We start from the raw sequence: 14,748 nt of genomic DNA on the forward strand, positions 1-14,748 counted from the left end.
ATAAATATACTTAAGACCGCCTTATCCACTAATGGATATTGGACGGTCTTTACTATAGATATAAACGTTATTTAGAGAAGTCTAAAAGTTATAACAAAGGCTCAAACTTTATAGGATAAGCTCATGTATTTATTAGGTTAAACCTCATATAATTTCACATTCTTACACTTATCAGTTAGATTAAAATATCTTACTCCATTAAATAATATTACATTTACATAACCAAATTCATAAGCCTTTGAAATTCCATACTCCAAATTTTCTCTACTGTCTTTTCCAATCACAGAGAATAGTTCCTTAACATTAACCCATTTCTCACCTTTATTACTAGCAATTACAGAATCTAATGTTTCTAATTTATTCATTACTTCTTGTCTATAATAGATATGTATCATTGACCCTAAAACATAATCAATGATCTCTTCGCCAGGATATCTTCCTTCCAACCTAGATGTATGAGGCATAGGAGTGTTAAGTTCTTCAACACCTAATTTTTTAAAGATATCAGTTGCACTAGCTTGCACTTAAATCACTCTCCATCATGTAAATAGTTATTAGATCTTTGCCATTCATTCTTCTTTATAAAGCAAAAAGAGACTCATTCATTATGTTGAAGTTTCTTATAACTACGAATAAAGACAGGTAGTTGACTGTATTCGTATCTTGTCACTTCTCTAAAGAGAATCCATATTATATCTTTTCTACAATCATGCCATATACCCTTAAATGGGATATAATTTTGACTATGGGGAGAAAGCTTCAGAGTAGAATAAAGTAATCTATAGATAAATAAAAAGCAATCCTAAGAGTTGTTTGATTTACATACGTCTTTTTACATCGTAGTATTCTTCTAATTCTATTAGAGTGAGTTCATATAGATGTTTGTTTCCTTTTTTATAAATACCCAAATCTAATAAAGAATTAATAACAAGTGTTTTCCGCACTTCTATTACAGAATATAGTTGATCACTCATTTATCCACCGCCACAATTGATAATGATTATCATAATCAATTATACTTTATTGTTTCTTCTTTTTCAAATCGAATACTAATAAAAGAGTCAATTTGTTATTTATTTTTACAAAGTAGAAAGTAAAGAAGGCATTCTGTCATCAAGAATGCCTTCTTTATATATTAGTTTTTAAGAAAAGAGTCTTCAAAAAATTTCAGAAGATACTCTAGAGTGATTGGATCGCTGTAGGTAGATGCTTTAGTATTAATTTTAAATACATGGTTGTTCTGAACCGCCGGTATGTTTTTCCATGTATCCGTTTCTAAAAATGAATTATCACCATCAGGTGTTGTACTAAGAATAATGTAATCTCCAGCAAACTCAGGAAGCAATTCAGTTGAGATTGTATGAATACCTGATTTAAGAGCCGTTTCTTTTTCATTTTCTGATGAATTTTTCGTATTCGATTTCTCATCATTTCCACAAGCACTGAGAATAAGGACAAACAAGAGTAGGAATGGTATAAATAGCTTTTTCAGTTTAATCTGCTCCTTAACTATAGGGGGAGGTTAACAACCATCCTCTATATCAAAATGTATGTAATTAGTAATGTATAATACTCTAATAATCACACCAAACTAATACTAATGGTAATGATAATGATAATCATCGTCATTTGTGTTTCGCACAATTCTTAATCTTTTTCTGCAAAAATAATCTCTATCTTGTTTAAAACAACTAATCATAAATTGGAAGATAACACGTGTGTTATATAGTTACTAGATAAAACATCCATAATATATGGAAAAAAGCGTAAACTCATTATAATCCAAGAAGTTTACGCTTTTTTTCTACTGATAAGCAGCATTATGTATACAACTTGTCTAAATAACTATTGGGATAATTAAAATGGAAAGTGACCCTATAAATCGCTTTACCTCTAAAAACGGAAATTCCTAAATTCTTTTGGAGTCATATTCGTATGTTTTTTAAAGGTAGCAATAAAATGTGAAGGTGAACTAAATCCAATCATGTCAGATATTTTGTTTATTGAGAAGCTCGTATTTTTTAGTAATGATTTAGCATGTGTTAATCTTTTAAGAATGACATATTCATGGGGTGACAAACCGGTAAACTTTTTAAACTTTCTCGAAAAATGATAGACACTAAGTGAAGCTATATTAGCTAAATCACTAATATTTAAGGGCTTTTCACTATTTTCATCAATGAAGGTAATAACATCCTTTAAGTTAGATTCTGAAGATAGGGTATGATTTCCCTCTAATAAACAACTCAATATTTTATGGATTTCGGAAGATGCCTTAAAATCACTTATTTTATTATGTTCTAACATGTATAAAATAGTGTCTATTGCTCTTATAATCTCCATTTCATGTATTACTGATATAACCGGACTATATAATTGAATAATCATATCATAAAATTCTTTACTAGCATTTCCGTTAAAATGAATAAATTCAAAGGAAAGGGGTTCCGTTGCATAATATTTATGAGGAATACGACAATCAAAAAGGAGTAATTCATCGGCATTTACAGTAAAAGTTTGTTGTTCAAATTCTAATCGAAGTTGTCCACGAATTACTTTAAGAAGTAAATAATAGTCGTGAAAGTTTCTTTCAATAATGTAATTCATATCACAGTCATAACGGCCTGCAAAACGAATTGTAAATAAATGTTTCCTTGAAAATTCATTAGGGGTATGTACATAAAGTTCCGAGCTAGGCAAAACTCCAAGTTCATTTACTTTCATCCTAACCTCCACAGCAATATTTTGATATTTATTGAGCAATTTTATCCGATGATTCTTATTCATAAACAAATTATACTATCTACATAATAGCAAATAACTTATAAGGAAGGGATGCTAGATGAATAAAAAAGTAAGGATTGGGATGGTTGGAGCTGGATGGATGTGTAAAGCGCATGTGAATGCCTATACAACTGCCTTTAGTTTATATGGAGATAAAATAGGTGAGCCAGTTTTTAAAATGATTATGGATGTAAATGAAGGCGTTTCCAAGGAGGCGGCTAGGAAATTTAGTTTTGAAAAATGGACGACAAATTGGATGGATATCATTAATTCAGATGAGATTGATATTGTCGACATTGTCACTCCAAATGTTTTTCATTATGAAATAGCAAAAGCTGCTTTATTAAATGGAAAAAACGTGTATTGTGAAAAACCATTATCTTTAAGTGCAGAGGAATCAAAAGAATTAGCAAAAATTGCGAAGGAAAAAGGGGTTTTAAATTATGTAGCCTTTAATAACGTTATGAATCCTGCTACTGAATATATGAAACAATTAGTACAGTCAGGAAAGTTAGGAGAAATTATGCGATTTGATGGACGTTATGACCAAGACATGCTTCTTGACCCTTCCATTGCTATTACGTGGAGACACCTTGTAAAACAGGCTGGTAGTGGAGCTCTAGGCGATTTAGGCTCTCATCTATTAAGTGTTTCGCAATATATTATGGGAGATATTGAATCCATTAATGCTGTTTCAAAAATCTATATTCCTGAGAGACCAGCAAAAACCGGCTCATCAGAAATGGCAAGTGTTGAAACAGAAGATTATATGGCTTTTACAGCGCTATATCAATCCGGTGCCATTGGTCAATTATCTACAAGTCGTATTGGAACTGGAAGAAAAAATTATTTAGCGTTTGAAATTCAAGGCACTTTAGGTACAGCTACCTTTAATTTAGAGAGACTAAATGAAGTTAATGTTTACTTCCATAATGAAGAAAGCACGCATAGAGGGTTTAGAAATATATTGTTGGGTCCAGACCATGGAGATTATAGAGTATTTCAACCAGCTTCAGGTATTAATATTAGCTTTAATGATATGAAGGTGATTGAAGTGGCTAAGGTATTAGATGCATTTACAAATGATGCAGAGTATGTGTGTAATTTTGAGTTTGGGGCCAAAATTGATACATGCATTCAAGCTATTTTAAAGTCTGCTAAGACGCACCAATGGGAAAAAGTCGAGGAAAAGGATACATCTCTATGTCTATAAGAGTAGGAACTGCCCCTGACTCTTGGGGAATATGGTTTCCCGATGATCCAAAACAAGTATCATGGCAGCAATGTTTAGATGAAATGCAAGAAGCAGGTTATAAAACTTTGGAGTTAGGACCATGGGGGTATTTACCTACGGACCCAGTTAGATTAAAGGAAGAGCTCTCTAAACGAGATTTGGAGCTAATTGCGACCACACTAATGACGGATATCGTATTTATTCATGATCTTCAACCTATTTATGAAACTTTAGATAAAATTTTCTCATTACAATGTCACTTTTCGTCCGCAAAATATTTAGTATTAATTGATGGAATGTATACAGATCTCTTTACTGGCAATCGTATTGCAAGTAAAGAGCTTAATGATGATGAATGGAATCAAATGATTAGTAATATAAAAAAAATAGGAGACTATGTTAAAGCTAAATTGGATATTCAAGTTGTTTTCCATCCACATGCAGAGACACATATAGAGACGGAAGCAGAGATTGAAAGACTTTTAAGAGATATTGATATCGATCTTTGTTTGGATACAGGACATCATCTGTATGCTGGAGGAGATCCAATTACCTTTATTCAAAAACATAAAGACCGAATTAAATACTTACATTTAAAGGACTGCAATAGAAGTATTCGAGAAAAAATGCAAGAGAACGAATGGGCTTTTGCACGGGGTGTCCAATCAGGGGTTATGTGTGATCCAGAATCTGGGGATGTTGATTTTATTAGACTCACCAAAACACTGGAGCGTATCCAATATACTGGAGAAGCAGTTGTTGAACAAGATATGTATCCAGCTCCAGCTGGTGCTCCTTTTAAAATAGCAAAACAAACATTGAATTATTTTAAAGAAATAGGCCTTGTAAAATAGGAAAACCTGATAGGTTAAAAAGGAGGATAATATGAAACCAATTATTACTGGTGTATTAGGATATGGATTTTCAGGAAGTATATTTCATTGTCCGTTTATACATGCCCATGAGAATTTCAAACTAAAAACAGTCGTACAACGTCATGGGGATACAGCACAACAAGATTATCCACATATCAATCTTGTAAGAGATTATCAAGAGCTTTTAGATGATAACGAAATTGAACTAGTAGTCATAACAACACCTAGTCATTTACATTTCGAACATGCAAAGCAAGCGTTAGAAAAGAATAAACATGTTCTTGTTGAAAAACCTTATACAGCAACATATGAACAAGCTGTTGAATTAAATAGGATAGCAGATGAAAAAGGCTTATTTATTTCGGCTTATCATAATAGACGATATGATGGTGACTTTTTAACTCTATCCGACTTAAAAAAGCAAGGTGCTTTTGAAAAAATATATGAAGTGAGTATGGTCTGGGATTTTAATTATCCGGTGCAGAAAGAAAAATGGCGTGAACAAGGCTACGAAGGAGCGAACTTCGTTTTTGATTTAGGAGCTCATTTTATTGATCAATCCATACAATTATTTGGTGAACCAAAAGATTTATATTCTATCACGAAAAAAGTTAGAGAAGGATCAAATGTAATTGACTGGTTTGAAATTCTTTTTGATTATGGTGATTATGTAGCAAGAATTAAACATAGCTCTGCAGCTATAATTGAGGAACCAAGATATACAATCCAGACACCTAATGGAACTTATCAATTCCATAAGATGGGTGAACAAGAAGTACAGTTAATACAAGGAGTTAGACCTCTGGACCCTAATTACGGAGATAATGCCCTATATGATTTTCATAAGTTGGATGGAACAATGGAGAAAAGACATATTATAAAAGGGAATTATTTGATGTACTATACGCAAATGGCCACGGCCATTCGTACAGGGGAAAACGCAGAAGTTGCAAAGAAAGATGTAGCAAGAGTCATTAAATACTTAGAGAAAATACAAAATAAATAAGTAGATAATTCTGGCTGTATATTTTACTAACTGAAACAAGAAAGAGTTTTTTTAATGATGGAGTCAAAATGACACCGTATAAAGGTTAAAAGGATTTTTATTAGAATTTAAAAGCTTGTATCCAATCTGGAGCAAGCTTTTTTAGTTCTTATAACTATCATTATGTGAACTGTGTCCTCTATTTTGCTATACGTTAAATATTTAAAAGTTAGAAGCATAGAAACTATTTTTCGTTACATAATAAATATACTATTAACTGATGTAGAGGTGCACAAATGGCACAAATTATCCTGTGGCTTCTCCTTGTTGGACCTTGGTTTCTATTACCTTTATTTAATAAAGAACGTATTAAACGGTTTATGCCTGTAGGTCTGTTTGCTGCGCTTATCCTTACAGTTGTTTTTCAAATAGCAGAAAAGTTAGACTGGTGGATTATCAAAGAGAATATCTTTTTCCTAACCAATATAACACCTTTCGTGTATGGTGCTTTTCTTGTGGGAACAGTGATTATTTTCTATCTTTCTTATCCAAGTTTTATCTTTTATATGGTCCTTAATATACTATTCGATTTATTTCAAGCATTTGTCGTGCATCCTATCTTTGAATGGACCGAAATTTATAAAGTAAACCACATTAATTCAATTGGACTCTTCTTTTTAATGATTTCTATAGCTATTATTATCTACCTTTATCAAAAATGGCAAGATGAAGCATTTAAAGATGAAGTAAGATAAAAAAAATAGAGCAAATATAAGTTACCTTGTTAATTATATAAATAGTGGATTTTTTATAGTAGACGAAACAGATTCTTTTGAACGATCATATCCTATACTACATCTAAATTTAAAGTAAGGTAGAGGTCTCCCTCTACCTTTCGTTTATTTCACTAACTTGCCCTTTTAGTTAAAGAAAAAAATCCTGCAATCACAGGATTTTTTTCAACTTTTATTACAAATGATCAGTCTTTTTTATAAAACTACATTTATATCTCCTATAATCAACGTTACGGTAACTGAATTTGTATATTTTAAAAAAATGTTAGTTCTTAATGATACCAAACTTATCAATAATATAAGGTTCTGTATTGTTTTTATTTTGATCAATCTCGTAAGTCACGGCAGTTAGTTTATCTTTGTTAATGGTGATCCCGACAAAGTTTTGAATTTGGCCGCGTACTGGACGTTTGTTATCGTTCGGATCTGGACCATAGATCGCTGCATGATTTTCATCGGCTACTTCAAAAAGATTATAGTAAGCTTCTCCAAGTACAGGATCCTGATTTTTATAATATACTTTTGGTCCAGCTGTTGCAGGAATCAAATAAATTGCGCCATCTGGATTAACGGTATATTCAACAGTTTGTCCTTTTTTAGTTTCTGTAATTTTTTCTGTTTCCGAAGCCATACCATCACTCTTTATCGGTTTCGTACGTGCATAGATATGGTCATGCCCTTGAAGGACAAAGTCAATGTCAAGCTCCGCCATGAGTGGTGCTACCTGGTTTCTAACTCCGTTCGGACTCATGATATCATCATCCGTTGCATGGTTAGAAGTCGTATATGGTCCTTTATGAATGTTAACAATAACCCACTTAGCGCCATTAGCTTTGGCTGCTTTTACATCTTTCTTCAACCATTCAATTTGTTCTTCTGAAAAGTTAGCATATTTCTCAGAGTCCTCGTTGCTATTAAGAACAACAAAGTGAGCGTTACTGTAATCGTAAGAATAATAAGCACCTGTTTCGGTAGCCGAGTTTTCAGGCACATCCAGGTTAAAGTGGTCGATAAAAGCATAATTTTCATACTCGTGATTCCCTGCAGAGGGTGCAAATGTCGTGTCTAGTAGGCTTTCCTGAGAGTGACCTAGAAGCCAATCCCATTGTTCCTCTTTGACCCCCTCGTCAACTATATCGCCATTGTGCATCATGAATTCGGCGTTAGGGACAGTATCTAAAGCTTTTGAAATGGTTTGAGACGAAAGGATCGCTTCATCTTTTGTTTTAGCTTGAGTATCGGCCAAGTCAATAAATGTAAAAGCACCTTTTTTAGGAGCTGTGGTAAAGGAACCTACTTCACTCCATTTATTTAAGGATGCATCTCCAACACGGTAGTAGTATTCAGTATCTGCCTTAAGTCCAGTTGCTACTGCTTTATGTACATACTCTTCTTGAGAATTTGTAGATAGGGTATGATTGCCTGAAAAAAGTAAAGGTTTCTTCTTAAAATCAGGCTTCTTTGCGCCTGTCTTTTTCACAACCTGTAAATCACTGTTCTTGGAATCAAGTGAAGTGTACCAAGTGAAGCCTTTAGAATTAGTAGAATCGCCATGAAATGTTACAGTTACCTTGCTAATATCAGTAGAATTTGGGTTACCTGCTGCAAAAGAGAGCGTACCGCCAAACCCACCCACAATGCTTAGAGTTAAGGCAACGGAAATCAATTTTCTTGCACCTTTTTTCACGTACTTTTCCTCCTCGTATATGTATGATTACCATCGCTTCAGACAGCAAGTTAAATTGTAACAAAACTCTATGTATATATTATAAATTTCATATTTTAATTGTGTTAAAGTAGTGTTAATATTTTAAAGACAAAATTTACAGTTCTGGTGCAAAAAACAACCGTATAAGTATAACTATGTAAAAATAAAGAGCACAAACTCGTTGGCAATCAACAAATTTGTGCTTTTTTACTATCTCTAACATGTTTTATGTTCACTCCCATTTTATAGCCTATACATGACCTTTTTATATTAAAATGGATTAATATGGGAGGTTTTATTTTGAAAAGAAGTTTAATTATGGGAGGTATCGTGTTTCTTATCTTATTGGTCGGTTTAGCCGGTTGCGTATATTTAACATTTTTTAGCTTACAGAGCGTCTCAAAAGGGGATGTAATCCGAAAGGTAGAATCCCCTAATGATGAATATGTTGTAAAAACTTATTTTCATTATGGCGGTTCATTAAGTTCAGATGCGGTTAGAGGAGAATTAGTTAGTGTTTAAACAAACAACAAGAGAAATATATATTGGAATTACCCTGACGTAGATCCATATATAGTCTGGATAGATAATGATACCATTAAAATCGGAAACCAAACTTTAAATACCGAAAAGGGGGAAACCTACGATTGGCGCGATGATGACGGACGGGTAGGTGAAGTACCAAGACAATTCTCTGAACAATACCCTCCTAAAGTAATAGAGTGATTTCCCTTAACGAACATTATTGTAACAAATGCATGTTGAATTTTATGTGATAAAAAGAAACCCTTTGCTCAGCATTAGAAAAGGGCACTTATATATGGGGGAATACATTAGTAGTATGGACAGTTTTATAGATTGATATACTTTTCTGCTTCTTGCCTGAAGTTTCAAAATTATCTTTAATTTATTAAAAAACACCAATTCTTTTGTATATGGAATCAGTGTTTCTTCATTTTTAATTATTATTTCCGCAAAATTTTCTCAATCGCTTTTCCCTTTGCTAACTCATCGATCAGCTTATCTAAATAGCGAATTTCCTGCATAGTTGGTTCTTCGATGTTTTCCACTCGGACACCGCAGACCACACCTTTAATTAAAGCCCTCGAAGGATTCGGTTGGGGAGCTTCCGCAAAGAAGGTCTCAAAGTCTGTCTGTTTTTCCAGTTGAGCTTCTAACTCTTCCTGACTATATCCTGTCAACCAACGGATGATTTCATCGACTTCCGTTTTCGTACGTCCTTTTTTCTCCGCCTTCGTAACATAAAGGGGATAGACCCTTGCTACACTCATTGTATAAATTTGATGTTTGGTCATAGATACATCCTCACTTTTATGTTTTTTATTATATCACGAAAAATAGGGGTGAAATCTATTATGTGAACTACATATGGACATAGTTATATAGTTATAAAAAAACTTCTTAGTGGTGCCTTTATCTTAAAGCCCTCCATGATCTTAAGAAAGAGCACTTAAATAAAGATTTAATGAATCTTCTACTTCTTTCACAATTAACTGAATGAAATCATGATAATTTTGTGTTGTATGAGATTTATCTAATGCTTCATAATAAGCTAATCGGTTTTCTACTTTAATAACAACTGCAGGAAAACCAGCTTTCATCAATTCTAAATTTAAAAGAAGGCGAGATGTACGCCCATTGCCATCAACGAACGGATGGATTCCAACAAATATTGCATGTAGCATAGCCCCTCGCTCCACTGGATGTAACTTTTGTGCTTCACCCTCATACCACTTGATTAACTGTTCCATTTGTTCTTTGATTAAATAAGGCGCTGGTGGTGTATGTTTTGCGCCAGCAATAAACACTTGTTGATCACGATACACACCTGCGTACTCATCATCAATTCCTTTTAAAACTAGTCGATGGAGACTTTTTATTTGCCATTCTGTTAATGGCTCTCCTTTTTGCACAATTTCTTCAACGTATGCAATCGCATCTCGATGATTGATGACTTCCAAATGCTCTCGCATTGTTTTACCGCCGACAGTAATTCCTTCTAACACGACCTTTGTTTCATTTATTGTTAATGTGTTACCTTCAATAGCGTTGGTGTTATATGTCCATTCAAGCAATAGCTTTTCACGCAAACTCTTTAATGTATATTTCGGCAATGGACGTAAGGTATCTAGCTTCACTTTTTTCCTATTTATTTGTTCAAACATCTCATTTCACCTCTATGCGTCGTTCTATATTTCTTATCTCAATTTTACACTAACCATTAAATAAAAACAGCTTACACTATTTTAATGATTAGCCACCTGTTTTATCAAATTTTATTTCAAAACAGTACACCTTTATTCTAAACCTACACTAATAAAATATAAGGAAAAAAGAGTCTTCCACAGTCTTGTTATTACATAATGAAGTTATAAAAGGGGATCTACAAAACAGGTAAACCTATTGTCTATCCACTGGTTTGCTTTTTCACTGTTAATAAATAGTGTTATTTTAACTCTGTTCTTGGAAACAAATCAACTACTTCCTATCTTGCTTAGAAATATAATTTAAATTAAATGTTTATATTTAGTTCAAAAGGAAATATATACATTAAAAGAAGTTATAGATAATAAAACTAGGAGGTATATAGATGACAGCATTACAAAAGGTAGCTCTTGTCTTAATCATTATTGGCGCTATTAATTGGGGATTAGTGGGATTATTCCAATTTGATTTAGTAGCTACACTTTTTGATGGAAGTGACACAGTCCTATCTCGAATTGTTTATGTTTTAGTGGCAATTTCTGGTTTAATAAACATTGGTTTGCTCTTTAAATCAAATGAAAGAGTTACAAAGGGTTCACAACAAGCGAAAACTTCTTATTAGACATTTAAAAGGAAATAAGAAATAGACCTAAAGGTGTCATAAAATTGACTTTTTAGGTCTATTTTTATTATTTTATTTTCTTTTAGATTAATAGTCAGTTCTAAATCCATCCGTAAAAGTATACATAAATGACTAGAAAAAGCTCAAACTTGTTGGCGTTCAACGAGTTTGAGCTTTTATTACTTCTTGTAATGCGTGTTATGTTAACTAAAATTACCTATCAAAGGCCTTATTTTCACTATAGAAATTACCAAATAACATTAGAAAATATATGAAAAAAGAGTGTTCACACAAAATTCATGTAAACACTCTTTTTAGCTATATATAGGAGAAAATGAATTTGGTTTACTTTTTCGTTGAAAGTATACCTTGTAAAATCACTTTTATCCCCCAAATGAAACGTTCCTCTCCTTCACCGGAGAATAGTTCTGATTTCAGCATGCTAATCATTGGATATTTCGACTTGTCCACAACCTCATATGAAGTCTCCACCTCTTCCAAAGCCTTGTCCTTTTCATTATGACGAGCTCTTTCAACCGCAAGAGATGAGACATAAAGAAGTAAGATATCAAGTCCCCAGGCTGCACTACGTGGACTAATACCACCTGCTTGTAAATTTCGAAGCAAGCACTCATTAATATCCATAGAATTTGGCCCGTTAGGCGACGTGATTAAAGTAAGTTCTGCTAAGCCTGGTGTTTCTACCAACGTTAAAAAATAGGATTTAAGCACGTCGATAATGGCATCTTGCCAAGATACCGTTTCACTCTCTGCTAATTGAACATCTTGAAGAGCATAATCTAATACATAAGAACTTAACTTTTGATAATTCTCTACATATACATATAACGATGCAGGTCCTGTGTCTAAAGCTTTTGCAACTTTTCTCATACTCATTCCTGACATACCATCTTCACATAACAACTGATAGGCTGTTTTTATAATAATGTCTCGTCCTAGGGGTGACTTTGCCGGTCGTGTGCGTCGACTTTTTACATGTTCAAATTTATTCATAATTCACCTTATAACATTTGATTTTATTGTTCTTCATTCCTATAGTTTATCATACCTATATATCCTCATATTTTCAAAACCAATCCGGTAAATTACTATGTTAGATGCTGTCATATTCTCAAGTTAGAGGATTATTTCGCTGGACCCGTTGCAGCAATTTGTGCGATTTCTTCATTTAATGTTTCGGATTCATACATACCACCGTGATAGCAAATTACACGTTCAATATCAAAAGCAGCAAATTTGGTTAATGATTCATATGCTTTGTCTAAATCTGGTGTATGCATAGGATTTGGCCCTTCTAAATTAGGGCCACGGAGGACCATTGCATCTCCAGTCATTAATGTTTTTGAGGCAGGGTGATATAAACTAACGTGACCTTCTGTGTGACCTGGTGTATGAATGACAATAAGACCATCAGCAATATCTAATTCTTCACCATCTGCTAATGTACGTTTAATAACTGGAGTTGTTGGTACTACGTACCCTTCATTGAATTGAACATCTAATGGTGATGGTAACATTTTAATAAGAGGTAGATCACCTTCAATATATGGACGATCTAACTCATGTGAAAAGACTTCAATGTTTGGATTAGCTTCAAGAAGTTTTGCTAGACTGCCAACATGATCGATATCTTGGTGAGTCAAAATAATGGTTGTTAATTGGTCAAGTGATAAACCACGTTTTTCTAATTCTGTAACAATCAACTTGTCGCTACCCGGCATACCTACATCTACAAGTACTACAACATTTTCACTTGTAATTAACGTAGGATTAAGTGGCCATTGTCCCCCAGGAAAAGCCGGTACTTTGATATTTAAAGTCATGGGTTCAACGATTGTTTTGTTCATCATGATTTCTAAGAGTCTGGAAATTGCATCAAGACTCTTAGGTACACCTCCATTTTGTTTTAGTTTTTTTTATAATTGATCTTTTTAGATTAAATTTATATTAATGATCTTGATTTTCTTCTTCATTAAATGATTTCATCAATTCACTTGTCTTTTCAGCTGCGTTCATTTCAAAGAAAAGATCCATGTGACTTTTTGTTATAGCTGCCAGTTCACCTGCATATTCGAACATTTTTAATTCATAATTACGAACAGCTTCGTCTATATCATCATGATGGATAATGGAGAGTGCCAGTTCAGATGCATCTAACATGGCAAGGTTTGCACCAGCACCTGCGAATGGTGACATTAAATGTGCAGCATCTCCTAAAAGTGTTACCCCTTTTTTATGTGCCCACTTATGTGCTACAGGTAGCATGTAAATACGACGAGGGAAAATAGGGCCGTTTGCATAATGAATATAATTTTTCAGCTCTGGGCTCCAATCTTCGAATAATTTAAGAAGCTTTGGTTTTGCTTCTTCTAGCTTGTCATAGTTAATACCGTTATTGTGTAACCAGTCTTTTCCTACTTTAAAACTCAAATAGACACGAATTTTTCCGTCACCATTCATTTGAGGTAACATAGCTTTATGATCATCAAGTGCAAATACGCTCCCTAAGCCATTCAGCTCAACAATATCAGGGAATTGATTCTTAGCATCTAAAATATTGATTTCTATCATGCTAACACCTGAATACTCTGCTGTTTCTTTACTAACAAGTGGGCGTAGTTTAGAAAAAGCACCATCAGCACCAACTACTAAATCTACTATTTCAGTAGCCCCATTTTCAAAATGAAGTTTATGTTGACCATTTTCTAGTGGAGTGGCATACAGAAGCTTATGCCCCCATTTAATAGCCTCTGGATTTACGGCATCTAATAACATATGGCGCAACACTTTACGATCAATTTCAGGGCGAGAATCTGTAGCAGACTCTGGATTCACATTTGCGCCATCCTCATACAATACAGTAGCTGTTTTATCCATTACTTTTAATGCTTCACCTTCATAACGGCAAATTTCTTTAAATTGTTCAAGTAGGCCTGCCACTTGAAGTGCTTTTTGTCCCATATCTTCTGTTAAATCAAGTGTACCGCCTTGTTCTCTTTGTGTGGCAGATGTTTCGCCTTCAAAGATTACGGGATTAAACCCAGCTTGTTGTAAGATACGAGCCAGTGTTAATCCGCCAGGACCAGCACCAATAATAGCAATACGTTTATGTTTATTCATCATGTAGTTCACTCCTAATTATTAACTTTAGTTTGTAACGAACAGTGTTCGTCCACGATATTATTAACTGATAGAATTCATTTAAATAGAATTCCTCTTCACAACTTCTGATTACTTACATCAAATTTAATCATTATCGTTCCCAAATACTTTATTATTTCAGGTACATATAAGTTATAACACAACGAACACTATTCGTAAAGAACGGAGTTCGTTTTGCTGTTTTTTGCTTTTTTGTAATTTCAAAAATGGCATCAGTTATTTTAGTACACAAAATCACCCTTTTCACAACGAAGGTATTACACTATAGAGTTATAAAAGTGTATCTAAATAAAAAGAGCAAACCCATTGATAGACAATGAAGTGACCCCTGTCAAGT

At 33.6% G+C, this 14,748-nt stretch carries 15 protein-coding genes and 1 pseudogene; 6 read left to right on the forward strand and 10 right to left on the reverse strand.

The window, feature by feature from the left end:
• Window positions 1-137 precede the first annotated feature (137 nt).
• The 4 genes from MOC86_RS07060 to MOC86_RS07075 all read right to left on the reverse strand — a co-directional run bounded on the left by MOC86_RS07060 (window position 138) and on the right by MOC86_RS07075 (window position 2,724).
• Window positions 138-524, reverse strand: coding sequence for a hypothetical protein (locus MOC86_RS07060; protein ID WP_268583479.1), 387 nt, complete (start codon window positions 522-524; stop codon window positions 138-140).
• Between the two features lie 294 nt (window positions 525-818).
• Window positions 819-974 carry a Fur-regulated basic protein FbpA gene (locus tag MOC86_RS07065; protein ID WP_268583481.1) on the reverse strand — a complete coding sequence of 52 codons (156 nt, stop codon included), beginning with the start codon at window positions 972-974 and terminating at the stop codon, window positions 819-821.
• Window positions 975-1,135: 161 nt separating this feature from the next.
• Entirely contained in the window at window positions 1,136-1,462 is a 327-nt protein-coding gene (locus MOC86_RS07070) for an ABC transporter substrate-binding protein (protein WP_268583482.1), read from the reverse strand.
• 431 nt (window positions 1,463-1,893) lie between these two features.
• On the reverse strand, window positions 1,894-2,724 hold the full coding sequence (locus MOC86_RS07075) for a helix-turn-helix transcriptional regulator (RefSeq protein ID WP_268583483.1): 831 nt from the start codon (window positions 2,722-2,724) through the stop codon (window positions 1,894-1,896).
• 118 nt (window positions 2,725-2,842) lie between these two features.
• On the opposite strand from MOC86_RS07075, the gene MOC86_RS07080 reads away from it, so the two are divergent.
• The 4 genes from MOC86_RS07080 (at window position 2,843) to MOC86_RS07095 (ending at window position 6,633) form a co-directional block, all read left to right on the forward strand.
• Window positions 2,843-3,997 (forward strand): Gfo/Idh/MocA family protein, encoded by a 1,155-nt coding sequence (locus MOC86_RS07080; protein ID WP_268583484.1) that lies wholly within the window; start codon window positions 2,843-2,845, stop codon window positions 3,995-3,997.
• The gene (locus MOC86_RS07085) at window positions 3,988-4,872 is read left to right on the forward strand and encodes a sugar phosphate isomerase/epimerase family protein (RefSeq protein WP_268583485.1); all 885 of its coding nucleotides are present in this window, start codon (window positions 3,988-3,990) and stop codon (window positions 4,870-4,872) included. The genes MOC86_RS07080 and MOC86_RS07085 overlap by 10 nt, the downstream gene beginning before the upstream one ends.
• A 31-nt stretch (window positions 4,873-4,903) precedes the next feature.
• Window positions 4,904-5,899 (forward strand): Gfo/Idh/MocA family oxidoreductase, encoded by a 996-nt coding sequence (locus MOC86_RS07090; protein ID WP_268583486.1) that lies wholly within the window; start codon window positions 4,904-4,906, stop codon window positions 5,897-5,899.
• 275 nt (window positions 5,900-6,174) lie between these two features.
• Window positions 6,175-6,633 (forward strand): hypothetical protein, encoded by a 459-nt coding sequence (locus tag MOC86_RS07095; RefSeq protein ID WP_268583487.1) that lies wholly within the window; start codon window positions 6,175-6,177, stop codon window positions 6,631-6,633.
• Between the two features lie 304 nt (window positions 6,634-6,937).
• Here the strand turns inward: MOC86_RS07095 and MOC86_RS07100 are convergent, their stop codons facing one another.
• Window positions 6,938-8,359, reverse strand: a complete 1,422-nt coding sequence (locus tag MOC86_RS07100; RefSeq protein WP_268583488.1) for a purple acid phosphatase family protein — start codon at window positions 8,357-8,359, stop codon at window positions 6,938-6,940.
• 306 nt (window positions 8,360-8,665) lie between these two features.
• Here MOC86_RS07100 and MOC86_RS07105 point away from each other — a divergent pair.
• A pseudogene (locus MOC86_RS07105) lies at window positions 8,666-9,106 on the forward strand (DUF5412 family protein).
• Between the two features lie 239 nt (window positions 9,107-9,345).
• On the opposite strand, the gene MOC86_RS07110 reads toward MOC86_RS07105, so the two are convergent.
• The gene (locus tag MOC86_RS07110; protein WP_268583489.1) at window positions 9,346-9,696 is read right to left on the reverse strand and encodes a DUF2200 domain-containing protein; all 351 of its coding nucleotides are present in this window, start codon (window positions 9,694-9,696) and stop codon (window positions 9,346-9,348) included.
• Window positions 9,697-9,837: 141 nt separating this feature from the next.
• Window positions 9,838-10,566: a Fic family protein gene (locus tag MOC86_RS07115; protein ID WP_268583491.1), complete on the reverse strand. Its 729-nt coding sequence runs from the start codon at window positions 10,564-10,566 to the stop codon at window positions 9,838-9,840.
• 425 nt (window positions 10,567-10,991) lie between these two features.
• Here MOC86_RS07115 and MOC86_RS07120 point away from each other — a divergent pair, with 425 nt between their 5' ends.
• Complete coding sequence (locus MOC86_RS07120; protein WP_268583492.1) at window positions 10,992-11,228, forward strand: DUF378 domain-containing protein; 237 nt, start codon at window positions 10,992-10,994, stop codon at window positions 11,226-11,228.
• 345 nt (window positions 11,229-11,573) lie between these two features.
• On the opposite strand, the gene MOC86_RS07125 is transcribed toward MOC86_RS07120, so the two are convergent.
• From MOC86_RS07125 to MOC86_RS07135, 3 genes are all read right to left on the reverse strand, one after another.
• Window positions 11,574-12,242 (reverse strand): TetR/AcrR family transcriptional regulator, encoded by a 669-nt coding sequence (locus tag MOC86_RS07125; RefSeq protein WP_268583493.1) that lies wholly within the window; start codon window positions 12,240-12,242, stop codon window positions 11,574-11,576.
• 131 nt (window positions 12,243-12,373) lie between these two features.
• Window positions 12,374-13,096 (reverse strand): MBL fold metallo-hydrolase, encoded by a 723-nt coding sequence (locus MOC86_RS07130; RefSeq protein WP_268583494.1) that lies wholly within the window; start codon window positions 13,094-13,096, stop codon window positions 12,374-12,376.
• Window positions 13,097-13,196: 100 nt separating this feature from the next.
• The gene (locus MOC86_RS07135; RefSeq protein ID WP_268583495.1) at window positions 13,197-14,372 is read right to left on the reverse strand and encodes an FAD-dependent oxidoreductase; all 1,176 of its coding nucleotides are present in this window, start codon (window positions 14,370-14,372) and stop codon (window positions 13,197-13,199) included.
• Between the last annotated feature and the right edge of the window lie 376 nt (window positions 14,373-14,748).

This window comes from Priestia endophytica (genome assembly GCF_026790145.1).
Classification (GTDB): Bacteria; Bacillota; Bacilli; order Bacillales; family Bacillaceae_H; genus Bacillus_I; species Bacillus_I endophytica_A.